Origin of the sequence: Butyrivibrio sp. MC2021, assembly GCF_000621605.1 — a bacterium.
Classification (GTDB): Bacteria; Bacillota; Clostridia; order Lachnospirales; family Lachnospiraceae; genus Butyrivibrio.
This window is the reverse complement of record NZ_JHXX01000001.1, coordinates 796,371-820,396: the sequence shown is the minus strand read 5'-3', so window position 1 is coordinate 820,396 and position 24,026 is coordinate 796,371. Positions and strand designations below refer to the sequence as shown.

Annotated in this window: 25 protein-coding genes; 20 read left to right on the top strand and 5 right to left on the bottom strand. The window is 41.2% G+C overall.

The features are described 5' to 3' along the window. Nucleotides 1–165 precede the first annotated feature (165 nt). The 10 genes from T359_RS0103415 (at nucleotide 166) to T359_RS21255 (ending at nucleotide 5,972) form a co-directional block, all read left to right on the top strand. Complete coding sequence (locus T359_RS0103415) at nucleotides 166–1,176, top strand: aminoglycoside phosphotransferase family protein (RefSeq protein ID WP_026516257.1); 1,011 nt, start codon at nucleotides 166–168, stop codon at nucleotides 1,174–1,176. A gap of 384 nt (nucleotides 1,177–1,560) precedes the next feature. Further along, nucleotides 1,561–1,959, top strand: coding sequence for a cytidine deaminase (locus T359_RS0103405; protein WP_035783512.1), 399 nt, complete (start codon nucleotides 1,561–1,563; stop codon nucleotides 1,957–1,959). Nucleotides 1,960–2,078: 119 nt separating this feature from the next. Continuing rightward, entirely contained in the window at nucleotides 2,079–2,471 is a 393-nt protein-coding gene (locus T359_RS19175; RefSeq protein WP_242839036.1) for a resolvase, read from the top strand. Further along, nucleotides 2,468–2,683: a metallophosphoesterase gene (locus tag T359_RS0103395; protein WP_026516255.1), complete on the top strand. Its 216-nt coding sequence runs from the start codon at nucleotides 2,468–2,470 to the stop codon at nucleotides 2,681–2,683. The genes T359_RS19175 and T359_RS0103395 overlap by 4 nt, the downstream gene beginning before the upstream one ends. A 183-nt stretch (nucleotides 2,684–2,866) precedes the next feature. Continuing rightward, on the top strand, nucleotides 2,867–3,220 hold the full coding sequence (locus tag T359_RS0103390) for an AbrB/MazE/SpoVT family DNA-binding domain-containing protein (protein WP_035783510.1): 354 nt from the start codon (nucleotides 2,867–2,869) through the stop codon (nucleotides 3,218–3,220). Nucleotides 3,221–3,223: 3 nt separating this feature from the next. After that, a complete protein-coding gene (locus T359_RS0103385) occupies nucleotides 3,224–3,514 on the top strand; it encodes a type II toxin-antitoxin system RelE/ParE family toxin (RefSeq protein WP_026488331.1) in 291 nt (96 codons plus the stop codon). Nucleotides 3,515–3,744: 230 nt separating this feature from the next. Then, nucleotides 3,745–3,960, top strand: a complete 216-nt coding sequence (locus T359_RS0103380; RefSeq protein ID WP_026516254.1) for a hypothetical protein — start codon at nucleotides 3,745–3,747, stop codon at nucleotides 3,958–3,960. Between the two features lie 182 nt (nucleotides 3,961–4,142). Next, nucleotides 4,143–5,168 carry a phosphotransferase gene (locus tag T359_RS0103375; protein WP_026516253.1) on the top strand — a complete coding sequence of 342 codons (1,026 nt, stop codon included), beginning with the start codon at nucleotides 4,143–4,145 and terminating at the stop codon, nucleotides 5,166–5,168. A gap of 22 nt (nucleotides 5,169–5,190) precedes the next feature. Beyond that, entirely contained in the window at nucleotides 5,191–5,406 is a 216-nt protein-coding gene (locus T359_RS0103370) for a hypothetical protein (RefSeq protein ID WP_026516252.1), read from the top strand. Nucleotides 5,407–5,435: 29 nt separating this feature from the next. Further along, the gene (locus tag T359_RS21255; protein WP_051544884.1) at nucleotides 5,436–5,972 is read left to right on the top strand and encodes an HAD domain-containing protein; all 537 of its coding nucleotides are present in this window, start codon (nucleotides 5,436–5,438) and stop codon (nucleotides 5,970–5,972) included. 108 nt (nucleotides 5,973–6,080) lie between these two features. Here T359_RS21255 and T359_RS0103360 read toward each other — a convergent pair whose 3' ends face one another. Then, nucleotides 6,081–6,683 carry a hypothetical protein gene (locus tag T359_RS0103360; RefSeq protein ID WP_155839973.1) on the bottom strand — a complete coding sequence of 201 codons (603 nt, stop codon included), beginning with the start codon at nucleotides 6,681–6,683 and terminating at the stop codon, nucleotides 6,081–6,083. Nucleotides 6,684–7,119: 436 nt separating this feature from the next. Here T359_RS0103360 and T359_RS0103355 point away from each other — a divergent pair, with 436 nt between their 5' ends. Continuing rightward, a complete protein-coding gene (locus T359_RS0103355; protein ID WP_026516250.1) occupies nucleotides 7,120–7,542 on the top strand; it encodes a hypothetical protein in 423 nt (140 codons plus the stop codon). Nucleotides 7,543–7,572: 30 nt separating this feature from the next. Beyond that, the gene (locus tag T359_RS0103350) at nucleotides 7,573–9,369 is read left to right on the top strand and encodes an ABC transporter ATP-binding protein (RefSeq protein WP_242839035.1); all 1,797 of its coding nucleotides are present in this window, start codon (nucleotides 7,573–7,575) and stop codon (nucleotides 9,367–9,369) included. 4 nt (nucleotides 9,370–9,373) lie between these two features. On the opposite strand, the gene T359_RS0103345 is transcribed toward T359_RS0103350, so the two are convergent. Then, nucleotides 9,374–10,531, bottom strand: coding sequence for a PqqD family protein (locus T359_RS0103345; protein WP_026516248.1), 1,158 nt, complete (start codon nucleotides 10,529–10,531; stop codon nucleotides 9,374–9,376). A gap of 201 nt (nucleotides 10,532–10,732) precedes the next feature. Here T359_RS0103345 and T359_RS0103340 point away from each other — a divergent pair, with 201 nt between their 5' ends. From T359_RS0103340 to T359_RS19165, 3 genes are all read left to right on the top strand, one after another. Next, nucleotides 10,733–10,966 carry a hypothetical protein gene (locus T359_RS0103340; RefSeq protein WP_035783507.1) on the top strand — a complete coding sequence of 78 codons (234 nt, stop codon included), beginning with the start codon at nucleotides 10,733–10,735 and terminating at the stop codon, nucleotides 10,964–10,966. Nucleotides 10,967–11,247: 281 nt separating this feature from the next. Beyond that, on the top strand, nucleotides 11,248–12,033 hold the full coding sequence (locus tag T359_RS0103330; RefSeq protein WP_026516246.1) for a methyl-accepting chemotaxis protein: 786 nt from the start codon (nucleotides 11,248–11,250) through the stop codon (nucleotides 12,031–12,033). After that, on the top strand, nucleotides 12,026–13,651 hold the full coding sequence (locus T359_RS19165) for a DUF362 domain-containing protein (protein WP_242839034.1): 1,626 nt from the start codon (nucleotides 12,026–12,028) through the stop codon (nucleotides 13,649–13,651). The genes T359_RS0103330 and T359_RS19165 overlap by 8 nt, the downstream gene beginning before the upstream one ends. 13 nt (nucleotides 13,652–13,664) lie before the next feature. On the opposite strand, the gene T359_RS0103320 is transcribed toward T359_RS19165, so the two are convergent. The 3 genes from T359_RS0103320 to T359_RS0103310 are packed head-to-tail and all read right to left on the bottom strand — an operon-like array spanning nucleotide 13,665 to nucleotide 15,629. After that, nucleotides 13,665–14,267 (bottom strand): TatD family nuclease-associated radical SAM protein, encoded by a 603-nt coding sequence (locus T359_RS0103320; protein ID WP_026516245.1) that lies wholly within the window; start codon nucleotides 14,265–14,267, stop codon nucleotides 13,665–13,667. Then, complete coding sequence (locus T359_RS0103315) at nucleotides 14,260–14,781, bottom strand: TIGR04002 family protein (RefSeq protein ID WP_026516244.1); 522 nt, start codon at nucleotides 14,779–14,781, stop codon at nucleotides 14,260–14,262. Before T359_RS0103315 ends, T359_RS0103320 begins: the two co-directional genes overlap by 8 nt. A gap of 17 nt (nucleotides 14,782–14,798) precedes the next feature. Beyond that, complete coding sequence (locus T359_RS0103310) at nucleotides 14,799–15,629, bottom strand: bifunctional hydroxymethylpyrimidine kinase/phosphomethylpyrimidine kinase (RefSeq protein ID WP_026516243.1); 831 nt, start codon at nucleotides 15,627–15,629, stop codon at nucleotides 14,799–14,801. A 179-nt stretch (nucleotides 15,630–15,808) separates the two neighbouring features. Between T359_RS0103310 and T359_RS0103305 the strand changes: the two genes are divergently transcribed. From T359_RS0103305 to T359_RS19160, 5 genes are all read left to right on the top strand, one after another. Beyond that, a complete protein-coding gene (locus T359_RS0103305; protein WP_197027048.1) occupies nucleotides 15,809–16,378 on the top strand; it encodes a chromate transporter in 570 nt (189 codons plus the stop codon). Beyond that, nucleotides 16,378–16,941, top strand: a complete 564-nt coding sequence (locus T359_RS0103300; RefSeq protein ID WP_026516241.1) for a chromate transporter — start codon at nucleotides 16,378–16,380, stop codon at nucleotides 16,939–16,941. The genes T359_RS0103305 and T359_RS0103300 overlap by 1 nt, the downstream gene beginning before the upstream one ends. A 194-nt stretch (nucleotides 16,942–17,135) precedes the next feature. Next, nucleotides 17,136–18,164 (top strand): 3-deoxy-7-phosphoheptulonate synthase, encoded by a 1,029-nt coding sequence (locus T359_RS0103295; protein ID WP_026516240.1) that lies wholly within the window; start codon nucleotides 17,136–17,138, stop codon nucleotides 18,162–18,164. 85 nt (nucleotides 18,165–18,249) lie between these two features. Continuing rightward, a complete protein-coding gene (locus T359_RS0103290; protein ID WP_026516239.1) occupies nucleotides 18,250–19,242 on the top strand; it encodes a serine hydrolase domain-containing protein in 993 nt (330 codons plus the stop codon). A 120-nt stretch (nucleotides 19,243–19,362) separates the two neighbouring features. Beyond that, entirely contained in the window at nucleotides 19,363–23,889 is a 4,527-nt protein-coding gene (locus tag T359_RS19160) for an FMN-binding protein (protein ID WP_051544882.1), read from the top strand. Nucleotides 23,890–24,026 lie beyond the last annotated feature (137 nt).

Below are 24,026 nucleotides of genomic sequence, written 5' to 3'. Positions count from 1 at the left end.
TTGAAATGACAAAGAAAGTGAGAGGCATTCTTTTATAGACTGCCTCTTATATTTTGTGCAGAAATACTTGATTGTAGCTATTGTGTATGCTGCAAAGCCCTGCTATGCTAGGATTATTCGGTGCGAGAGTTATAATCGGCGAGGAAAACTTAAAAGGATTTTAGTATGGAAAATATATGTGCATTGGTAGCACAATGCGGTTTGGGGACAATTAAAGGGCAGATTCTTCCTGTATCAGGTGGGTTGATGCATAAGATGTACAAAGTGAATACAACAACAGGAACATATGCAGTTAAATGTCTGAACCCTGAAATAATGAGTAGACCGGATGCCATGAAGAACTATGCTGAAGCAGAGAGGCTGGAAAAAATCCTGGAAGACAACAAACTTCCTATTGTGGCGGCATTATCTTTTGATGGTAGAAAAATGCTTTCGATTAGTGGAAGGCATTATTATATTTTTCCTTGGCAAGAAGGCGAAATAACAGATTTTAATGATATTTCACATGACCAGAGTTATAAAGCCGGTGAGATACTAGGAAGAATTCATGGTATTGACGCTAAAAATATATCACAAGAAGAACCTACGTTAAGTGAGGTTGATTTTGCGAAATTACTTGAAAGTGCTAAGGCTAAAGACAGTGAGATAGTACCTCTGCTTGAAGCAAATATGCTTCTTCTTGTTAAGGCACAGGAAAAGTTAAATGAGGCCAGGAAAAATCTTCCTGCAATGAGAGCAATCAGTAATGATGATATGGATCCCAAGAATATTATGTGGCATGACGGAAATGCTTATGTGATTGACCTTGAATGTTTGGGATACAGTAATCCTATATCATCATGCCTTGATGTTGCGCTGCAATGGTCCGGAACTGTGAGCAGCAGGTTCAATAAAGACAATTTGGAGGCTTTTTTCAAGGGGTATCTTAATGCTTATGACAATGGATTCAGGTCTTATGATGATTTGTTTGGAATAGCATTTACCTGGATAGAATGGCTTGAATACAATATCAGGCGCGCATTAGGCCTGGTGAGTAATGATGCTGAAGAGATAAGGCTTGGAGAAGTAGAAACGGAAAATACAATAAATAGGATAAAATATCTTGCTTCAGTTGAGACTGATATATGCATAGTTTTAAAAGCCTTAAGAGATGAAAATAAAAGTGTAAAGCAATAGACAAATTAGCGGTTGGGAAAAGTGCATGGAGATAAGTGTAGATAATATTTCATCATGCTATTGATTTATAAAAGATAGGTTTACGGGGGAAAAATAGTGGAATATACACATTTTGTATCAGTAGCGGGACTGGTATGCAACGATAAGGTCAGTTGCTTTAATTTCACGAGAGAACCTTTCGAGGTAGTTACGGAAGGCAAGTACACTGTTGGAGAGTGATATATGAGCACTGATAGAATTGCCCGAATACGGGAAAGCGAAAAGAAATCACACACAGAAATCTATTCTAATGAAAAGAGCTGTTTTTATCCATGTACCAACAATGAAGAATGTGGATGAGGACTTCGATCAGTCAATGAAACAAGCAAATTTAAAGGGGTAATTATGACTTTTTATGAAATAACTGAAGAAGACAGAGAATTGATTGAGACAGCATTATCAAAGCTTGAAAGCAATTTTGATAGCGAGAAGTACAATCATACGGTAGGTGCTGCGATTAAATGTATAAATGGCAATATATATTCAGGCGTGAACTGCGACGGAATACATGGATCTTGCGCAGAATACATTACTATGGGAATTGCGATTTCCGCTGGAGAGCGTGAATTTGACACCATTGTGGCGGTCCATAAAGACTTTCCAAATAAAGTTATCGCACCATGCGGAAACTGCAGACAGCTGCTGATAGAGTATTGCCCGGATATTAAGGTTATCCTGAATGATTATGATAATAATTTGGTAAAAGTGGGAATAAAAGATTTACTACCATTTGCATGTTTATAATATTGGGAAAAACTATCTTATGATATGATTAGCTGCATGGAGGGTGTCAACATTAAATTGACACTCTCTTTTTGAATAGCTATAATTGTGTCATAAAAATCTTGACACAGGAGACAAATATGATAACTACCTTGGAAGAGGCTCTGAAAAGGATCAGTGAACTTGAAGCGGAAAATGCTAATCTGAAAGCTGAGCTTGAGGAATACAGAGGTCGTAAGTTTGCTGGCAGACAGAAACATGATGCAGCTTGGACGCAGTCATATAATGACTTTGCTGTCAAATTTGAAAGTGGCATGACGATCATGGAGATTGTAGCAGAAGGCAAAATAAGCAGGAGAACTGCATATCGTTACAAGGCTTATTATGATGCTTTACGTCAGACTGAAGCCACGTTGGAGATTAGCAATCTCAGACTTGGTGATTCAGGAAAAAAGGAGCTTGGAAGGATGCTCAATGGTGAGGCGACTCTTGAGGAGTTTCAGAAAGAACTTAAGGAGAAGTATAAGAAATGAAAGTTCTTGTAATACCTGATATTCATTTGAAAAGTTGGATTTTTGATATAGCAGAAGAAATAATACGCAGTGGCAAAGCTGATAGAGCAGTGTGCTTAATGGATGTCCCTGATGACTGGGATAAAGAGCTTGATATTGCACGCTATAGAGATACATTTGACCGGGCAATCAGATTTGCTACCGGAAGAGGAAAAGAAAAAAATACTTCGTGAGGCAATGACTACTACACCGTGGATATATGGAGTTATAAAAGAGGTATGTAAAAAGTGACAACTATTGCTGATTTTTTTATGAAATAAATATAAGGTTAATTGAAATAACAAAGAAAGAGAGATACAATGAAACCAAGAAACAAAGAAATTTGTTTTTGGACTGTTTCGGTTAGGAGGTTCGTAATGATAGCTGAAATGAATAAAAAGATTATAAGCATTTCGTCAAAAAGACAGCTAACTATCCCAGGAGCTTTTTATGCAAAACTTGGGTTTGAAGATAAAGCAGAATGTATCATAAGGGATAATGAGTTGGTTATACGCCCGGCTAGAATTGATTCTAATGGTGAATTTGCAGAAGAGATTCTTTCTGATCTTATAAAGGAAGGATATTCTGGACAAGCTCTACTTAAGGAATTCAAGAATAGACAGGCAAAAGTAAGGCCAGCAGTTAAGAAAATGCTTGATGACGCTCATAAGATGGCAACCGGAGAGCTTGAGTCAATGTCATATGATGATGTCTTCGGCGAGGAGGAATGATTAGTGGCAAAACTTATTATTTCTCCTGCAGCAGGTAAATATCTTAAAAAGATTAAGGATAAAAATCTTAAGGGGTTGTTTAAAGATGCAATTGATGAGATTGTTGAAGATCCATCCATAGGAGATGCAAAAGTAGGTGATCTGGAAGGAGTGTCTACCTACGATTTCAGGTATAACAAGACTGATTACAGAGTGGCTTATACAGTGGAATATGTAAATGATGAAACTGTAGTAGTGATTTTGGCAGGAACACACGAGAATTTTTACAAAGAATTAAAGAAGTATTGGAATTAAGAACAAGTATAGACGTGAGTGGAATTATGCAAGTCTACTTGCACAATTGCCTCGAATTCGAGGCAATTAAAGGTGATTAGTATAGTAAAAGCAAAGAACATAAGTAATACGAGCAACTATTTCCAAAATGGAAATGGTTCAAAGGTAGTGGTTGTTGCCAAAAATGCAACAGCCGCTTCTTATTGCATTATAGGGAAACATAAATCCCTACGCATGTTGAGACGGTTGTCTTGCTTTCCAAGGGCGAGATACCCAGTAAGAAAGTCAAGGTTGAATTCTCATTAGAGGGTATGGATACTGATGGTTTCAAGGATGGAGCTACCTATGATGAGATAAGAGAAAGAACGGAATTATTGAACGAGAGAATTACAATAAGCCTAAGTCTGAAGATAGCAAACAGCCGGGAACAACTCCGGAAAAGGAGAAGGCTATCACTGAGGCTTTAAAGCATTTTAATATGATATGAGTAATAAGAGGTATTCAGAAATGAGTACCTCTTATTTTTTGTTAAAATCTATGCTTAAATAACAGACTGAAACTGCTTAATATATAGGATTACAGTTGATGTTATGTTATGATTATAAGGCTCGTATCTGCTTCGAGCACTAATAACTGGGGGATGTAAATAATGTCACTTGAAAAAAGTGTTTTAGATATTGATAAGATTAGGGGGCTTCTTAACAGTGAATATGGTTTGAAACTTTTGGATTGTATAAGTCTGGAGCTTGGCTCAGCTAATTGCTATAAAGTTCACTGCAAAGAAGGTGTTTTCTTTTTCAAAGAGTATCAAAGTGAGTTCACTAAAGACAAAGTGGATAAGGAAGCAGATATTGTTAAGTTCCTGATTTCTAACGATTTTCCTGTTGCTGAATTTATAAAAACCGCCAATGGTCAAAATAGTGTTTTGTATGAAGGACATGTTATCAGTCTTCAGCAATTCATAGAGGGAAAATCATATCTTAATGATCTTCCACATTCTCTTTTAATGGAGAGTGCAAAGTATCTTGGTGCTATGCACTCACTTCTTAAAGATTATCCTATGGAAAAAAGCATGGACTACGATTGGGCTGTGGGATTTTCTTCAGAAGCTGTTTCACAAAAATTTAATGGATTATTATCTGCATTGGATGAGAATAAGTCAGATCCGAATTATGTAAGGATTCATGATGATCTTGTTTTTAAAATGAAACTGATGGATTCAATAGATGCCTGGAAAGAGTATTTTAAAGGTATAACATATACTTCAACTCATGGGGATTACACGGCTTGTCAGTTAATCTGCGATGGAGGAAGAATCAAGGCGGTTATCGATTTCTCTTCAGCAGGCTGTATTCCTGCAGTATGGGAGATTATGAGGTCATATATCCAATCAGGCGGAGTAAGCAGAAACGGATCATATTTTGATGTTGGGGATTTTTCTTTATATGTGAAAGAGTACGTGAAATACTCGCCGCTTACTGAAAGAGATTTGGAGGCAATGCCTTATATATATCTTTTTCAACTTGCTCAAAGCAGTTACGGATATAAAGAGTATCTGGTTACAAAAACAGAAAACAAAGAAGCACTGCTGGACTTTGGATTTTGGCGGACTGATATTTGCAGAGAGATATACAAAAAAGCATCTGAAATATCAGCAGCATTATTACTTCTGTAGAGTATAAGGGATTAAGGAATAAATGAGACTTTTTGTCGGATTTAAGGGTAAAAATAACGCATCAAGTGTGCTAGTAGAAGAACTACCTTCCGAGCATCTGCTTCTCACCAATTCTTTTACCGGACTTATCATGTATGGAGCAGATGAAAAGCGGCTATATATGGCAGCTTTGACGATCGAAAAGATGCTTATTAATTATCATATTGGCAGTGAGGAACAGGAAAAGAAAAGCTTATAAAATGAAGAAAAAGTGGAGTAAATATAGCCATGAACATAATCTTTTTAGACATTGATGGCGTTCTCAATTCCAAGTTCTGGGATGAGAGTCACCAGATGGAAATAAGTGACGGGAAATATATAGATTCGGAAAAAGTAATTCTTTTATCAAAACTTGTAAAAAGTACAAAGGCAAGCATCGTTCTACACTCTGGTTGGAGATTTTGGTTTGATGAAAAGCTAAAGCCAACACGTAAAGAGGCAGAGCATCTTGTTTCTCTTTTAGAAAAAGAAGGTATGTATATTTTAGGTGTTACACCAGACTTAACTACAGAAGAAATAAGGAAAACAAAGAGATTCAGTAAAGTTAAGGCAGATGAAATACTTACATGGCTTCATGAGCATGAGGACACGGAGAACTGGGTTGTGCTTGACGACCTTGACTTACACAATGAAGCAATTGCCATGCACCAAGTTATGACAGATTCAGAGTGTGGGCTTACAGAAGTTGATGCCACCAAGGCTGCAAAAATGCTTAATATGGAGCATCAAGGATACAACTTGGAAAGGCTACTTGATGAATTGTAAACGGCAAGTAGTTTTCCATAAATTACGGCATTTAATTTTCCATACCGACAGTTACTATAACTATCAGCATTTGTGGGCTCCGCCCACAAATACCGGTAGTATTCTTGATTAAAGAATTGCTGCGTACTTGGGATTGCTTCGCAGTTTAGAAATGACATCTTCTGAGAAAAGCCCGATATACTGTTTAAAAGTTCCTTCATTGATATAGACAAAACGGGAAGGCAATTCAGTTGCGTTACTTATGCCTGCACTGGTCGGCCTTTTTATGGGCTCTTTGGCGGCTTCTGTAAAGCAATCACCATGATCATGGGCTTTTTCAAAGCAACTTATGGCTTGTTCATAATCTTTATTTCTGTTACAAATACGTGCTGCATTCAAGTAAAGCAAGCATATATCGCTATTAAACCATCCATAATTACCATCTCCAAAAGCAGACTTATAAAGCATAACAAGCGAAAGATAGATCTCCGGATTGTTGGTAGTTGCAAAGTGTTCAAAATTCATGTTTAGCACATCTGCCAGTTGATGAAGTAGTGCAAGAAAAGCTTCACTTACATATCGGTCATAATTGCTGTCGTGTAACATCAATGTACGCACCAACTCTCTGCAACTTGATAAAGAAGAACTCTGACCTGCAATCTCTTTTATCTTCTGATAATCTCTGAGTGTACCAAGTACGCCAATAAGTGAGGAATGAATACGCTCTTTCATGTCTTTCCTGTAAATGCCATTCGTTAGGAAATTCAGATAGAGCCTCGCGAAGAAACTTTTCATGTTTTTTTAACTGCTTTTTATCAGGTTTAAAACCTGGCTCCAAAAGTCTATTCGCTTTCTCAATGTATCTTGAAAGAGTACTTTCACGATCATTGTTGTAACCGAACAGCTCATCGATTGAAACATGAAAGTAGTTGGCAATAGCAGGTATCATCTCCATATTTATTTGTGATTATGCGATTTATGAAAGAGAAATGCTTGGGTCGCCCTCTTAACGAAGACGATTGACAAAGAAATTTCTTAAGGAATAACAATCTTTCAATTTTGTTAGATTATCGATATTACATTGTCATTTGTTATAAATCATTTTATAATTTCACTATCAAAAAATGGAAATGGATGATATAAAATTCATTTTAATGGGGGTGATATAATGAAGACTTTTGAAGTACCACAGTTAATGGAACTTGGCCTCGAATTTACGGCTGAAGGTGTTTTTGCCGGAAGTGGAACTCCTGTTCCGAATCCACCCAGCGCATGGCTTAATGACGATAACAACAATGGCGGATCTCATACAGACGTCAGAGTACACTTCCAGAATCCATTAAATGAGGCTTGGGAGAGATTCACTATCTATATTGATTCAACAATACCAATTAAGAGCTTTGGAAGTTCTGAGTATACAATAACAAAAGAATCTGATACATCTTTCCGCATTGATGTTAATAGACATCTTAATGCTAACGAATGGACAGATTTCATTTTCCAAGCTATTGTTGAAGGCGGTTCTATTCGTGAATCAGGTACAAGTGGTACAATGACTGAACTTAGAATAAGAGATGTACGGCCTAACTAATTATTAAAGATTTTTATTGGAGCACCACATATGAACGTGGTGCTTCTTTTTTACGATATGGGGAAGATAAGATATTATTTCAACAAAATTAAAGAAGGAAAGCTAAAAGACAAGCTAATGATATTCAAGTGGATATATGGATATGCAATAAACCATATACCCGCTATTGTAATATACACTTTACTTGGCATGACCGGCATAATACTTGGTCTTTTTACAAGCCTTAATTCACGAAACCTGGTAGATATAATCACAGGACATCGCACAGGGGAACTTTTGCGCACATTTATAATCATGATTGTACTTACAGTAGTGAATACTTGTGTTTCGCAGATATCAAGTTACCTTTCCACCAAAATCAGTCTTAAGGTTAATAATGAGATAAAGGCGCAGATCTTTGAAGGAATATTACGAACGGATTGGCAATCCCTATCTAAATATCATTCCGGTGACCTTGTTATGAGATGCGGAAGTGACGCTTCCAATATTGCATCAGGAATTTTGACACTTGTACCAAACCTTATAATCTATATTTTCAGATTTGCATCCGCTTTATATATGGTTTGCATATACGATTGGACATTCGCTATTTTTGCGCTTGCCAGCATCCCGATAACACTGATCAGTTCGCGCTATTCTATGAAGATGATGAGAAAGAGCGGAATGGGAACTATGTCAGCATCCGCTAGAATGAACGGTTTTCATCAGGAGACCTTCTCGAATATTCAGACAATAAAAGCTTTTGATATGCTGTCATATCACATAGACAGGCTAAAAGAAATACAAAAAGGATATTCAGAAGCTACGCTTAAGTACCAGAAGATATCAATGCTCAATACTTTTATACTGACATTTGTATCTATGCTTGTATCCTACTCTGCACAGGCATGGGGCGTATACAAGGTTTGGAGCGGAGCTATCACATACGGAACAATGACCATGTTTATAGGCCTTTCAAGTTCTCTTACAGGCTCAGTTTCTAATCTTATCAGTTTTGTACCAACGTCTCTTAACTTGTTTAACTCAGCTGACCGAGTTAAAACCATACTGGACCTTCCAAGAGATGATTATTCCAATGCCGAAGAGGTTGAAAGATTTGGGCAGGAGCATGCAGGTAAGGGAATAGGAGTAGAAGCCAGGAACGTGTCATTTGCTTACGAAGGTGCAGAAAATGTCTTTTCCAAGGCTGAATTTAATGCTAATCCTCATGAGACAGTTGCATTTGTCGGACCTTCAGGCGAAGGAAAGACAACTATGCTAAGACTACTTCTTGCTATAATAAGGCCCGGTGAGGGACAGGTGCGTATAACGACCGGTGATGGGGAACTTGAAGATAGTCTCTATGCAACAGCTGCAACGAGAAGTCTTTTTGCATATGTTCCACAAGGAAATACAATGTTCTCGGGAACTATAGCTCAAAATATGAGAAATGTAAAAAAGGATGCAACGGATGACGAGATCATCAAAGCCCTGAAAATGGCTTGTGCGTGGGACTTTGTCAAGAAACTTCCTGAAGGCATAAACAGTGAGATGGGAGAGCACGGCAGTGGCTTTTCAGAGGGACAGGCCCAGAGGTTGTCTATTGCCAGAGCAATCCTTAGACAGTCGCCTATACTTCTTCTGGATGAAGCAACCTCTGCTCTTGATGTATGGACAGAAAAAGAGGTCCTTAAGAATATCATGGCAGATGAATATCCTAGGACCACTATTATTACTACACATAGACCTTCAGTATTAAAACAATGCGATAGAGTATATGCTATCAGAAACGGCAACTGTTGTAAGTTATCTGCTGAGGAAATCAGCGAGATGGAAAGCATCGCCTGAATACTTAAGCTGTTGTACTATCGATTTGGGACTTTATGAATGCAGCTGCATCATCTGAGGTGTTGCAGCTGTAATTCCATACTGGATAGTCAGCGCTAACTTCCTGCGCGAAGCGAATAACGCTTAAGGACATCTCACTATTCCACATCGGAGAGATGATTCGGTTCATAATAGCCAGAGCTTTAGCTTCCGGCTGCAAATGACTTACAAAATTCTTGGGATCCTGACGAAGCAGTACTATTCCTTTAAGCTCATAGTCTTTAGCATCATAGATTCCTGAAGTTCCACACCATGGCATGCCATACGCATATATTTTGCCATCATCACCTTTTCCCAATAGATTCAAATCGCCGTTGATCTGTCTTACGCCGTACAACCTATTCCAAAGCGCTGCATGTGTACTTTTGCCGATTCCGGATCCGGCAGAAAAGAGAAGAGCCTTGTGATCATACTCTACGGAAACCGAATGTATGGCAAATAAGTTATGGATTCTTGCCATATAAAGGAAAGCGTGACGAATAGCCCAGAATACTTCTTCCTTGGCATTATCAGTATCTTTAACAAAAACAGATACCATCTGTCCGTCCGGTGATATATGAAGCTCGTCAACATGCTCCCATAACGGGAAAATGAGAATATATTTATCACATGTTTTTATGACGGATACCTCTTTATCACGAATGATCAGTTCACCGGATTTATGTATTACAGGTGCAATATGATAGACATAAATATTCTGGGTTTTATCAGCTGAGCAAGTGTATTCATCATCAGCAAAAGCCATAAAGCTATCATCAAACAGTTCTTCCTTACCGAACAGATTTACGCAGATACCGGCAATATTCATGCTGACATATTTCTTGAGTTTAAGTTTTTTATAAAAATCAGTATCTATAACCATTCCTGAATAACAAAGGGAATCCATAAAGCTTTGAATGGAACGCTTTGCGTCAGGGCGATCTGCCTCGTCTATCTCAAAGTGTTCATAGCAACTATCAAAGATTTCTTCAATTGTCAGATCTTTGGAGAGTAAATTCCAGATAAAAACACCGGTATCATTTAGAAATAAGCTTTTCTTCCTATCTGCTGCGCTTTGACCATGCGTTAGCAGACAAGGAGTGTCGCCGATATATTCAAGAGTAAAATCGTTATTTCTGATCATAGGTCCCCCACTCTTAAGAAAATAAGGTTTAATACGAATAATACCAGCATATTATAGCATATTAAAAATGATGAATCACCGCTTTGGTACAGGCCGCAGTATAAAGATGTGGAGGCTTTTTAGGAAAGCCCTGCTATGCTATGATTATTCGGGGCGAGAGTTATAAGTCGGCGAGGAAAACTTAATAGGAGGAAATTCAGTATGCATAAATTAATTCCATTCATTCATGAGAAGCAGCTTAGCCCGGATATACCTTTTGATCCCGACAAACAGATAGCTGTTATTAAGTGCAGTATCTGTACAGGAGAGCAGGTTGCGGGATTTAAGAGTAAAGAAGACGGTCATTTTACAGAGGTAATGCTGATCAGAGACTCTGATGATTTAGAAAGGTTTAAGGAGGTATACAAAATAGCAGATATTAAAAAAGAATATTAACCGGGTCAGATAAAGATTACAAAAAATTAAAGCCACTAAAAATTCTTTATTAAAATACCGATTACAACCTATCTTTTCCAAAGAATTATTTTCCAGGAAGTTGCAGTTTATATTGCGATGCTTATTCTTGGCCTTATCACTGTATTTACAGCAAGTAGTGGAATTACTACCATTATTTATAGTGCTGTAATTGCCAGTACAAATGAGGTTATTACATTCCAGGATTTTTAGATTATCTGGATCAGAGTATTCTTGCTACTCAGCTTGCAGGCGGATCGGAGATGACAGCCAATGTCAGATCATCCGTAAATGCTTTTTTAGAGGTTGTTGACAAAATGGTAGTTGCATTCAGGGCAGAGGATTCCGGTACTGCCATGACTATTTACCTGAATGAGTATATAGCAGCTCAGGCAACTATGAATGAACATCTTGCAGCTTCATCACAGGGTATACTTACCCTGCAGGATGGACTTGGAGGTTATCTTACAGCTATACAAGGCGGAGTTATGCAGAAAATCTACATCTGTGTATTTTTCTTTGCTTTAGCTATTATTGTTGGAGTTATCCTTAGCATAACAAGAATCAGCAACAAGATTACATCTATAGTAAAAGAGCTTTCAGCAATCATTACAAATATTGAAAACGGAAAAGGTGATCTTACAGCCAGAATCCATACAAGTACCGCCACAGAGCTTTCTTTCATAAGAAATGGTATCAACCAGTTCATTGAAACTCTTCAGGGAATCATCAAGGAAGTTAAGCAGGCAACCCGTGAGATCAGAGAAGAGGCTGAAAACGGTGCTCAGAAAGCAATAGAAATTAAGACTGAGACTGATGAGATTAAGTCCGGTGCCCTTAGAAAGAAAGAGAATACCGGAGCCAAGGTTGGCGAGCTGAGCCAGATTCTTGAGAAGTCTGTTAAGAATAGTGAAAAAGTTAGTCAGATCAACGAGCTTACATCTGTCATCCTTGATATCGCATCCCAGACAAACCTTCTTGCTCTTAATGCAAGTATCGAGGCAGCAAGAGCCGGTGAAGCCGGTAAGGGATTCGCGGTTGTTGCCTGATTCTTTCGGCACTGATGCCTATGATAAGAGGGAAGATGTCATCGCCATACGAGCATGTGTGGACAGCGCATTGGACAAGCTCGATGAAAAGATGCATTTTTCACAGCAGCTGGCAAACAACCGACCGGTGGTCATCAAACCCAACCTGGTTTCAGTCTATCACAACAGCGGTTTTGACAAGGTGGATTACCCCGAGACAACGGATCCCCGTGTTTTTGAGGCAGTAGTACGATATATCAAACGTATTACCAATAAAATCACCATTGCGGAGTCCTCAGGTAAGCCCATGCCTACCCCTGCAAATTTTCGTATAGCCGGTTATGACCGTATTGCAAAGTATTACGGTACCGGGCTGGTGGCCTTGGAGCTGCGGCCTGTGATCCGATACATGTTGCCAAAGGCGGAAGTTATGAAGGAAGTTTATCTTCCGGACACCCTTGACGAGGTTGTAAAGGGCAACGCCTTTTATATTTCCGTACCCAAAATGAAAACCAATCTCTATACCGGTGTGACCCTGGGCTTTAAAAATGCCATGGGAACCATTCCTTATTTTCTGCGAGAGCGAAACCACAGCTATCTTATCAACAAAAAGCTGGCTGATCTTCTCTATCTTTTCAAACCTGATCTGACTGTTATCGATGCCATAATAGGAGGCGAAGGCAATACCCCTGCCCCGGTGGACCCTGTGAGGGTAGGAAAGATAATCGTGGGAAACAACAGTGTGGAGGTAGACAGGGTTGCCACCCGCATGATGGGCTTTGACCCTGATAAAAACAAACTCATGGTAGAGGCAAAGATCAGGGGCTTTGGAGACCCGGAGGCGGTAATTATCGGCGACCCTGAGGGCATCCCCTTTAGACCTGCCATCAGCAGCCTTATGGATGAAAAGACGGCACGGGAGTTCCCGAATCTTCTGGCTCTGGCCGGCCACACCAAGAATGATGCGCCGGTGATAACTGACAAGAATACTGTAACCCCGGAGCAGGCTCTTGCCTTGGAACAGGCATGTGTCGGTGGCTGCCTGTCAGCTGCCAAGTCCGGACTGGATTATTACAATTTTAAAAAGAGCGCCCGCCAGGACTTTTCGCTCTGTATTGTAGAAGGCGAAGGTGTGGAACTGGAGGGCACCCGCTGGTGGTTTGACAAAACCGGCAAACCCTATAGCCTTCAGGATATTGCAGCTCTGCCGATGAATCGAATGGCACTGGGCAACTGTGCCGCTGCTGCGCGCCCCGCCTGTAACTACTTTGCTGAGGGCTGCTGTGATACGGCCAAATGTATGTCGGTGGTATGTCATGCGGCAGGGGTTACGATTCCGGTTATGAGCCCGAAGAACAAGGGGCTTATGCCCACGTTGACAGGCATGCTAGGCACGATCCTCACCCGCAGAAAACATATCCGTAATGGCGCATATGTGGATTGCCCCCATGCCCAGGAGGATAGGATATTCCCCCTTCCGGAGCTGGATCCGGAGGCTGCCCGGAAGGACTTTATTTTATGGCCCCTGCCTCCTATGTCAAAAGAGGAAAAGAAGGCACAGCTTCGTGACCAGTGGCGGATCATGTTCTCAGCCATAGACTTTGGGTGGGTTCCTATACGCAGGCGCATGAAGCATTGAAAAAGTACGATTATCAGTTTTCGCTGTATTTTCTGATCCGGAGTGGAATATCATGCTCTTGAGACAGGGCGATACACCTGTTTTTTTCCTCTTCCGGCAGAACATCCACGATGGACCAGCGGACATCTCCGATGACTTTACGGCTTCTTTTTGTGAACTCCAACATGTTTTCAAAACCGTTGTCGAGAAGAGGTCTTGTAACAGCTTCATATTCCTCTTTTGAAGGTGCATTAAGACTTACTGAGACGCTGTCGATGACCTCCGCTAATTCAGGAACTATATCACGGCCATTTTCGGCGCTGCCCTGGCCATTGGTATTGAGCCTTGTTTTCAGCCCTTTTTCCTTCTTGGCAAAAGCTGCGGCATCAAGAAGTATGTCAAGCTGGCAGGTGGGTTCACCGTAGCCGCAGAAGACAAGCTCTTTATAGCCTGTAAAATCGAAGTTTTTGATGGCCTCCAGAACTTCTTCTTTGGAGGGATTCACCTGATGCCACAGAGTCTTGGCATCACCAACACCATCTTTTACAAATCTGATACAAAAAGTACAACGGCAGTTGCATTTGTTAGTTATGTTGGCATAAACGGAATCTTTGTATGTGTAGATAATATCAGCCATTTGCCACCTCCACCTTTGATTTGAAACTGATCTTGTCGAGGGCCTGTCCCAGAAGCAGGAAAAATATCATGCTGCCACCGGATTGTATGATGCTTCCAGCCATACTGGAAAAAAACGCTGCCTTTACTCCGAAAATGATCGCCTCGGCCAGGAAATATCCGGTGCCTGAAATTAGATACGATATTATCGGCGCGAAACAATTTCGTTTATTTAGTATAGTTGTTCCTTTGTTTGTAAAAGGAATTACTATGAGGGATTTGATAATTACAGTGGCTATTGTCCACGCCGGCGCAGTCAGAAGGTCTGCAATGCCTCCGCCTATGGCGCCTGCAGCAATCGCATAGGGCATGGGCAAAATGGCAGCTGCAAGGTAGATAAGTGTATCGCCGAAATGAACATATCCGCCGTTTACCCCCACCGGAATATGACCGATGTACGCAGTAAATATGGTGATAAGAGCTGCAAATATTCCGGTCAGTGTCAAGTTGTAAATTCTGCTGTTTCTTCTTTTCATCTTCAAGTCTCTCCTTTTTATGATATAAGCATTTTTAGATTCTTTTCGTATTCAACACCGGCATTGGGCGATGTATCTGTGGGTGTATCTATGATGGAGCTATAGATAAATCTGCTGGCAAGATCGGCAGCATCAAAAGCGCTTTTTCCTGATATATATGCCCCCAGAAATACTGCAGCAAAAAGATCCCCTGTGCCCGAATAATGAACTTTGTTACTTTTAGAAGAGATTATCTTGCTGACACCATTCTCCAGAATGAAGTTACCGACTTCATCGCTTTCTTCCAGGGGAATTCCGGTAACTGCCACAATTTTTCCCCTGTCACCTCCGACTGCCATGGAGAGCTTGGAAATCTCGCTGATAAGGTCTTCACCTTTTAGTTTCATTATGTTCTCGGGGCTTTCATCTGCAAGGAGTATAAGCTCCGTGAGATTTGGGGTGATGATATCAGCTTCTTTGGTCATTTCCCGTATTGTCTGAAGGAGATCCGCAGAGAAATTCGTATAGGTTCTGCCATCATCTCCCATAACAGGATCCACAAGCACTGTAGTACCGCTTGTCTTAAACTCTTTTATAAAATCCAGAGAATTAAGAGCCTGTACATTGCTCATCATGAACCCGGTAATTATTCCATCAAAGGTCTCAGACTGTTTTTCCCATTCCCTGGTATATTCAGGTATTATGCCTGTGAGATCCTTGCTGTAATAAGAGGAATATCCTGTCTGGGCGCTGAGTACAGCGGTAGGCAGGGGACAACATTGAAATCCCATGGCTGACAAAACAGTCATATCTGCCACCAGTGAACATTTCCCGAATCCCGACAGATCATTTATTGCTGCTACTTTCATATGCTCTTTGCTCCTTTATCGCTTTGCTATGATAAAGAATATAGTCCCAAAACTGGTAATAATAAAATAGTCAGATTTAATTATTTTAGTAATACCAGATTTTTATAGCTATTGTGCATGCCGCCCGGGGCTGTTATTCTATTGATTTATAAAGAAGAATGGGAGACATATCAAAACAAATGTTAATGACCATATTTTTAACCTTTGCAAAGATAGGACTGTTCACCTTTGGCGGTGGATATGCGATGATTTCGCTGATAGAGAATATTTGCGTGGAGCAAAAGAAATGGATCAACCATGAAGAAATGATGGATATTACGGTGATTGCAGAATCCACCCCCGGACCGATTGCCATCAACTGCGCCACCTATGTGGGCTACAAGAAGATGGGAATAAAGGGCGCTATAGCAGCCACTTTTGGTGTCACATTGCCTTCATTTATCATCATTTATCTGATTTCCAGGTTTTTGGATAACTTTCTGGAGATTATTTGGATAGCTAATGCATTTAAAGGCATTCGAATTGCAGTGGGAATTCTGATTCTCGATGCGGGAATAAATATGTTCATAAAGATGAAAAAGAAGATTGTTCCCTGCGTCATTCTGATATGCTCTTTTGTTGTGATGACTTTGATCAGCTTTTTTTCATGGAGCTTTTCTTCGGTATTTCTTATGCTGATCGCTGCGGTCATAAGCCTTGGAATTTTTATGATTCAGGGCGCACCATCAAAGGAGGGCGGTAAAAAGTGATGATCTATATTGAACTCTTTATAGGATTTTTGACAGTGGGATTGTTCTCCTTTGGCGGTGCATATGCGGCAATTCCGCTGATAAGGGATGTGGTGCTTTCTTACGGGTGGCTTGACGAAGAAACTTTAACAAATATGATCGCCATAGGAGAGAGCACACCGGGGCCAATCATGGTAAACCTTGCGACATATGTAGGAAGCATCAAAGGCGGATTATTTGGGGGAATACTGGCAACTTTCGCCGTTGTACTTCCCGCATTTTTTATCATATTGCTGATAATGGTTATATTCAGAAAGCTGCTTGGAAATAAATATTTTCAAGCTATCCTGCGGGGGCTGAAGCCATGTATCATTGGAATCATCTCTGCTACAGGCTTCTACATGATATTTAATAACTGCATTCCTATGTTATTTCATGAAACTCGTGATATAAGACCAATGATCATAACCATAATTTTGGTAGCTCTTTATTTCGGAGTGCGCAAAGGCTTGAAGAAGAAAATATCTCCCATTATGCTTATAGTTTTTTCTGCAGTTTTGGGAGCGGCGGTATATGGACTGTAATTCCGGGAGTTTTATCTGTTGGAGGGAAAAATGAATCTCATATTGCTTATAGGAAGTGGCGCAGTGGGGAAGATTACTGGCAGAATCATTTAGTGCAGATTTCCGGCTTGTAAAATAAGGTGATTTTGGAATATAATTATTATCCATTTCCGGTTAAGTAATTATGTTTTTTTAGTAATAACGAGGTTTTTTAAATGTCTTTCGAATGTGTGAAGAAGCTTCCTACACCTGAAGAAATCCGTGAGAAGTTTCCTTTAACAGATAAACTTGCCATATTAAAAGCTGAGCGCGATAAACAGATTTCAGATGTTTTAATGGGAAAGAGCGACAAGTTCCTGGTGGTTATAGGCCCCTGCTCTGCTGATAATGAAGATGCGGTTATAGATTATGTTTCCAGACTTGCAAAGGTAAATGATACAGTAAAAGAGAAGCTTTTGATAATTCCGCGAATTTATACCAGCAAACCCAGAACAAAAGGTGTTGGGTATAAAGGGCTTATTTCACAGCCTGATCCCAACGGCAGGGTAGATCATTGTCTGGGACTTTCTGCTATGAGGCGTTTGCAATTAAGAGCAATACAGGAGTCCGGACTGACAGCCGCAGATGAAATGCTTTATCCCGAGAATCTGGAGTATGTATCAGATATTATCTCATATGTAGCTGTGGGAGCCAGATCCGTGGAAAGCCAGGAGCATAGAATGACTGCCAGCGGTTGCAGTATAGCAACAGGAATGAAGAATCCCACCAGTGGGTCATTAAATGTCATGCTCAACGCGGTTTATGCAGCACAGCAGGAGCAATCATTCATTTTCCGAGGCTATGAGGTGAAGACATCAGGAAATAAGCTTGCCCACTGTGTTCTGAGAGGCGGCTTGACGGATCAGGGACAGTCCGTACCCAATTATCAATATGACGATCTGCGTTTGCTGCTATCTCTTTATGATCAGCGAAATATTGTCAATCCGGCTGTTATTGTGGATGCTAATCATAATAACTCAAATAAGCAGTTCAAAAAGCAGATTGACATTGTAAAAGATGTTCTCAATTCAAGAAAAGCAGATTCTGACATAAATAAGCTTGTAAAGGGCGTTATGATAGAAAGCTACATAGAAGAGGGCTCACAAAAAATCGTAGAAGGGGTATACGGCAGATCAATCACAGATCCCTGCTTGGGATGGGATGATACGGAAAGACTTCTGCTTGAAATGACAGAAATTGTTTAAAAAAATAATACTTGAAAAGAATTTTTAATTACTTTAGCCTTTTCTTAGGACGTCCAGATAATTTTCTAAGAGGAGGCTTTTTCTAATGAATAAAGAACAATTGCATAGCTTTATTTCCCGGAGTAACGGAAATGAGAGCAATATCTGTCAGATTTATGTGATGAGAGAGGGCGAAACCTTATATGATGGTTGCTGGCACGGCTTTAAGACTTTGGATGCGATGAATGTCAATTCAGTAACCAAGGGAGTGATGGCGTTACTTGCCGGTATTGCGCTGGATAAAGGATTTATCAGAGATGTGGACCGGCCTGTTATGGATTTTTTCCCTGATTACACGGTGAAAAGAGGAGAGAAAACCATATATGATGTGACCGTAAAACATCTCCTTACGATGACGGCTCCGTATAAGTACAAGTCTGAGCCCTGGAAGAAGGTGTGTACTTCCCAGGACTGGACCCTGACAGTATTGGACTTTCTTGGCGGCCGAAAGGGCATAACCGGTGAATTTAAGTATGCTACTCTTGGGATACAGATCCTGGCCGGAGTAATAGAGAGTGCTACAGGGATGAAATGTATAGATTTCGCCAACGAGAACCTTTTTAGACCGCTGGGGCTTCCTGATAGGATTCCTCATGGGGACAGCTCTAAAGAGGATCAGTTTGATTTCTTTATGAATAAGAATCCCAGAAGATATGAGTGGTACACGGATCCCCAGGACAGTGTTACCGCCGGCTGGGGACTGTGCATGTCTGCAAAGGACATGGCCACTATTGGCGAACTTGTGCTTAACAATGGAATGTATGACGGTAAGAGGATCATCTCTGAAGAATATATAAAAGAAATGCTGATGCCACGTCAGAAACTGGGCGAGAGAATGGGAAATATGAACTACGGATATCTGTGGTATAAGCCTTATGACGACAGAGAAGTTTACGCAGCCATCGGAGACAGTGGCAACATAATTTACATTAACAAAGAAAACGCTGTATCAGTTGGTATGACCGGAACGTTTAAGCCCAGGATCTTTGACAGGGTAGAGTTTATAGAAACGAAAGTGATACCTTCTTTGATTCCATGATAATTATTCTCAATAATGCATATTGTGCTCTCTAAAACGTTAGCCTATACTAACAATGCTACCCATTTCCTTCATGGAATGGAGTAGCATTAAAAAGTATGAAAAGTTTAGGGGGGTCAAATGAAAAAAGTTATTTCTGTTTTCGGAGCAGTCACTCTGACTGCATCTATGTTTTTCCCGTGCACAATTGTACAGGCTGCTGACGTAGATACATCGGCAGAAGAAATCCTGATCGATGAGGACCAGGCTATTGAACTACTGGAGGCGGAAGATATATCCACCTACAAAGATGGCGTTTACACAGGTGTAGGCGCCGGTAAAAGAGGTGATATCATTCTTTCAGTTACTATCAGTGAGGGAAGAGTTTCTGAGCTTTCTGAAGTATCCCAGAAGGAAACTCCAAGTTTCTGGGAAAAGGCAAAGGCTCTTTTGACAAAGATTGTCGAGCTTAAGCCTTCTTATGATGAAATTGATGGAATTGATACAATAAGCGGTGCAACGGTTAGTTCAAATGGTATCAAGGAGGCACTTAAGGATGCTTTTGCACAGGCTAAAGAAGCAGCGGAGAACCCGGAGGAGCCTGTGGAAGTGGTTATTCAGGGCTCAGGTACATGGGATGATCCTTATCAGATCGGCACTGTCAGCGAGCTTGAAAAATTCGCACAGAATGTTGACGAGGGAACTACCTATGCCGGTGAGTATGTGGCTCTTGTAAATGATATCGACCTTTCAGAAGTTGAGTACTTCAACGCCGTAGGTACAGAGGATGGTTTCAGTATCTTTGCGGGAAACTTCGACGGAAACGGTCATGCTATCAGCAATGCAAAGGTAAAGGCAGAAAATGCCTCAAATGCGGGATTCTTTACTGTTCTTAGTGCAGGCGCCACAGTAAAGGATCTGAAGCTTGAAAATGCATATGTGGAAGCAACCGGTGATTATAGCCTGTATGCGGGTCTGGTAGCCGGAAATATAAAAAAATCTGCGGTGATCGATCATTGCGATGTTAACGGGCAGCTGCAGATAAAATCTGATTCCGCCACAGTTGAAGCCGGTGGAATCGTAGGAAACATGATGCTTAAGTCATCGGTTCTTAACTGCTCATCCAACGTTTCCGTTAACGCTGAACTTGCAGAAGGAATTGTTGGAGACTTTGGCGGCATAGCAGGTCTATCCAAGATGAATGCCTTGGTGCTTAACAGCGCAGCAGCAGGAACAGTCACAGTAAGCGGAAGTGACAGTGTTCAGGCAGGCGGAATCCTGGGCAACGCCATGGGTAATACAAGAAATGTGGTTTCTTCAGTGGAAGTTAAGGCTGCAGGAAGCGCCGGAGCAGTATTCGGTGTTCTTGATTCCTTCGGGGCAGCAGCTGATTATTACAGTGTTGGAACAGATCTTAAGCCTGTAGGAAATACTGATGAAGAGGCTGCAAAAGAGGTATCGGTTCAGCTCTTAAACAGCAATATAGCCGGACTTCATCAGGCTTATGACTCACTTACTTTCTATCAGTGGGGTGAGGATAGAAATTCCTATAAACCTGCAGGAGAGCAGTGGTTTGAAACAGAGATCGACGACTCTATATTTGAGGGCGGCGACGGATCAGTAGAGGATCCTTTCAGAATAGCGACCAAGGAGCAACTTGTGGCTTTCGCAGGTTCTCTGGATAATGAGATCCTTTATGATGGCAAGTACGTTGTCCTTGTGGAAGATATTGATATTTCCGATATTGCAAACTGGGAACCTGTTGGAAAGTCAGAATTCGCCTTCAATGGCTCTTTTGACGGACAGGGACACACCATTACAGGACTTAGAGAAGGAACAGAGGATAGTCCAAGAAAGCTTAGCACAAACTATGAAGACTTCTCCAATTCTCTTGGATTTTTCGGAACTCTTGGTGTGGATGCAGTAGTCAAAAACCTTAACCTGACTGATGTAGCAATGTATGTTTACCGCGATGACGCAAGTTTTGTAGGCGGAATTGCCGGATATATGCAAGGACTTACCGACGAGAGCTCCAGAAAGGGCGCCATCATCGATAATTGCTACGTTCAGGGAAAAATTTATTCCACAACCCACGAGAATAATGCATATGTGGGAGGAATTGCAGCCCGCCAGTACAAGGGCGCAATCATAAATAGCCATACCGATGTGGACCTCAGAGCCACAGTTGAATACGGCGAATCCATTGCATCTTCAGGTGGTATCACAGGTATGACCAACAGAGGTCTTGTGGCAAACTGCTATACAACCGGAACTTATTATGGAAGTATGGCCCGTGACATTGAAAACGAGATTGAAGGAATGTCTTCTGTTGGCGGTCTTATAGGTGTTGATGCCGGCAGCCTCGTAAACTGCTACGTTAGCGGTGACATGACATCAGAACATTACAGTATCTATACCGGTGCAGTAACCGGATGGATCACGGGAATCGGTAAGGCATATCAGTGCTACTATGATCAGAACGGTGTTATAACAATCGCAGGTAGAAAAGAGGCAGAGATACAGCCTTACGGAACACAGACTGTAGGCGGCGTAAATGAAGAAGGTGTTGCCTATGAGGGCGGTGTTTCAGACTTCCTGGAGCCTTACGGAACAGATTCCTACAGCCTTGTAGCCGACAAACTTAACGACAACTTTAGTTCTTTTGCCATCGATATCACAAAGTATGGCTTGTCGGAGAATTCCCTCAGAACCTGGGAATACAGGGATGGCAAGGTGGTTCTGACAGACAACAACGCTACAGTAGTATATGTTCAGCCGGAGGTGGAGATAGTTCCGGTAGAACCTCTTGTTATGCAGGATGGAACCTGGTACGGAAGAGACAATACCGCTACCGTTACAGTTAAGATCCTGATAAAAGATGGAGCTTTGGCCAGTGAAGAGCTTCTTACCGGAAGTAAAGAAGATAATGATAAGTATGAAAGTGCCCTTTCAAGAGCTAAGAACAAGGCGATTTACGGCGATACAACAGGTTACGGAGCCGGTGATCCTTCTGTGTTTGCAGGTGGTGACGGAACCAGGGAAAATCCTTACCTTGTAGCCAATGAGGAGCAGCTTCGCTATGTTGCAGAGGCCATCTGCGAGGATGAGACCTGGGAAGGCAAGTATTTCAGACAGACTGCAGACATTGTTCTTTCAGATAAAGAATGGAAACCTATTGGATTTGCTATTAAGGCAAAGATAAAGGGAGACCCGGTATTATACAGTGCTTATCCTTTCAGAGGAAGCTTTGATGGCGGAAACTATACTATCACCGGCCTTAAGATCGGCGAGCGAACAAACCCTGCAAGCCAGTATACAGCGGCAATGTTCGGATTTACCGGTGGCGACTACGAGTCAAATCTTTTGTTTGGCGACGATACTCTGAAGGTTGAACTTAAGAACATAAATCTTAGAGATATCTATATTAATAACGAGGTACTTTACGACACTTATACTGCAGGTCTTGTGGGCACAGGACAGAACGGTGTGTTTATTGATAACTGCAGCGTTACAGGAAAAATCTCTGTAAAGGCTGATGATATCGCAAGCCGCGGAGCAGGCCTTGCAGCCAGCATGTTAAGAGGTGCTGTAACCAACAGCTGGACAGACGTAACTATCAGCGCCGTTACTGAAGAAGGCGATGTTTACGCCGGTGGTATGTTTGGTGTTACTAACAGAATCACAGTTGCTAACTGCTATACCTTGGGGGATGTTTACGGAACCGCAAACACCAATAATAAGGTTCATATCGGCGGATTTACAGGTATGGCCGGCGCTTTCCAGTATAACTGCTATGCAATGGGAAATGTTACCTCCAATAGACCGACTATTGATATTGGAATAATGGACGGAAGAATTGCCAATATTGCTTACGACAGGAATTGCTACTTTAATTCTGATGCCAAGCTTGTGGAGAATGGCGTTGTTATCGAGACTGTCTACACCGGTGCTGACGGCACAGGAAGCAGCAAGGATTTCACCTTTGGCAAGACTGCTGCGGAGATTGGAAGTCAGGAATTTGCGGACATTCTTAACAATAACATCGACAACGTGGTAAAAGAGCTTGAGGCTGCCGACGAGGAACTTGGCGGAATCATGAGTATTTACTACAACGAAGGCCCTTCCGGACTTAACAGATGGGTGATTTCCGATGGTAAGGCAGTATTTGGCAAGGCTGGTTCCGGAGAGGTTGATCCGGAGGAACCTCAGCCACAGCCGGTTGTTCTTAAATTAGTTACCAAGTGGGGAAAGACATATTGTGTAACAGAGGACGGAACAAAGCTTACAGGATTCCAGGCAGTAGATGGAGTTACATATTTCTTTGCACTTAAGAACGGAGCAATGGTAAAGAGCAATTTCATTGAGATGGATGGCGTCAAATACTATGCCCTTAAAGACGGCACTATTGCAAAGAACATGCTTGTTTCCAAATGGGGTACTGACTACCTCTTTGGTGAGGATGGCAGGCTTCTTACAGGCTTTAACACCTTCAATGGAAATGATTATTACAGTAAAGAAAATGGTGTAATTGCCAAGTCTTATTGGATCAGACTGGAGGACGGAACCTATTATGCCAAGGGGGACGGACGTCTGGCTAAGAATGAGACCATTAAGAAGTGGGGAAAGAAATATACCTTTGATGAGAACGGTAGATTGATAAACAGATAATAAATAAGAGCCCTGGGGACGGGGTTATGGGACCATTTTCAATAAATGGACCACGAACCCCGTCCCCAGGGGCCATCATACATGATAAAACTTATCATATGTGGAGCTTATACATTATTGAAATAGCAACAATGATA

Excerpts from the sequence above, each read along its gene's own strand:
- T359_RS0103415 (WP_026516257.1), top strand. The coding sequence starts at position 166 with ATGGAAAATATATGTGCATTGGTAGCACAATGCGGTTTGGGGACAATT.
- T359_RS0103405 (WP_035783512.1), top strand. The coding sequence starts at position 1,561 with ATGACTTTTTATGAAATAACTGAAGAAGACAGAGAATTGATTGAGACA.
- T359_RS19175 (WP_242839036.1), top strand. The coding sequence starts at position 2,079 with ATGATAACTACCTTGGAAGAGGCTCTGAAAAGGATCAGTGAACTTGAA.
- T359_RS0103395 (WP_026516255.1), top strand. The coding sequence starts at position 2,468 with ATGAAAGTTCTTGTAATACCTGATATTCATTTGAAAAGTTGGATTTTT.
- T359_RS0103390 (WP_035783510.1), top strand. The coding sequence starts at position 2,867 with ATGATAGCTGAAATGAATAAAAAGATTATAAGCATTTCGTCAAAAAGA.
- T359_RS0103375 (WP_026516253.1), top strand. The coding sequence starts at position 4,143 with ATGTCACTTGAAAAAAGTGTTTTAGATATTGATAAGATTAGGGGGCTT.
- T359_RS0103370 (WP_026516252.1), top strand. The coding sequence starts at position 5,191 with ATGAGACTTTTTGTCGGATTTAAGGGTAAAAATAACGCATCAAGTGTG.
- T359_RS21255 (WP_051544884.1), top strand. The coding sequence starts at position 5,436 with ATGAACATAATCTTTTTAGACATTGATGGCGTTCTCAATTCCAAGTTC.
- T359_RS0103360 (WP_155839973.1), bottom strand. The coding sequence starts at position 6,683 with ATGAAAGAGCGTATTCATTCCTCACTTATTGGCGTACTTGGTACACTC.
- T359_RS0103355 (WP_026516250.1), top strand. The coding sequence starts at position 7,120 with ATGAAGACTTTTGAAGTACCACAGTTAATGGAACTTGGCCTCGAATTT.
- T359_RS0103350 (WP_242839035.1), top strand. The coding sequence starts at position 7,573 with ATGAACGTGGTGCTTCTTTTTTACGATATGGGGAAGATAAGATATTAT.
- T359_RS0103345 (WP_026516248.1), bottom strand. The coding sequence starts at position 10,531 with ATGATCAGAAATAACGATTTTACTCTTGAATATATCGGCGACACTCCT.
- T359_RS0103340 (WP_035783507.1), top strand. The coding sequence starts at position 10,733 with ATGCATAAATTAATTCCATTCATTCATGAGAAGCAGCTTAGCCCGGAT.
- T359_RS0103330 (WP_026516246.1), top strand. The coding sequence starts at position 11,248 with ATGACAGCCAATGTCAGATCATCCGTAAATGCTTTTTTAGAGGTTGTT.
- T359_RS0103320 (WP_026516245.1), bottom strand. The coding sequence starts at position 14,267 with ATGGCTGATATTATCTACACATACAAAGATTCCGTTTATGCCAACATA.
- T359_RS0103315 (WP_026516244.1), bottom strand. The coding sequence starts at position 14,781 with ATGAAAAGAAGAAACAGCAGAATTTACAACTTGACACTGACCGGAATA.
- T359_RS0103310 (WP_026516243.1), bottom strand. The coding sequence starts at position 15,629 with ATGAAAGTAGCAGCAATAAATGATCTGTCGGGATTCGGGAAATGTTCA.
- T359_RS0103305 (WP_197027048.1), top strand. The coding sequence starts at position 15,809 with ATGTTAATGACCATATTTTTAACCTTTGCAAAGATAGGACTGTTCACC.
- T359_RS0103300 (WP_026516241.1), top strand. The coding sequence starts at position 16,378 with ATGATCTATATTGAACTCTTTATAGGATTTTTGACAGTGGGATTGTTC.
- T359_RS0103295 (WP_026516240.1), top strand. The coding sequence starts at position 17,136 with ATGTCTTTCGAATGTGTGAAGAAGCTTCCTACACCTGAAGAAATCCGT.
- T359_RS0103290 (WP_026516239.1), top strand. The coding sequence starts at position 18,250 with ATGAATAAAGAACAATTGCATAGCTTTATTTCCCGGAGTAACGGAAAT.
- T359_RS19160 (WP_051544882.1), top strand. The coding sequence starts at position 19,363 with ATGAAAAAAGTTATTTCTGTTTTCGGAGCAGTCACTCTGACTGCATCT.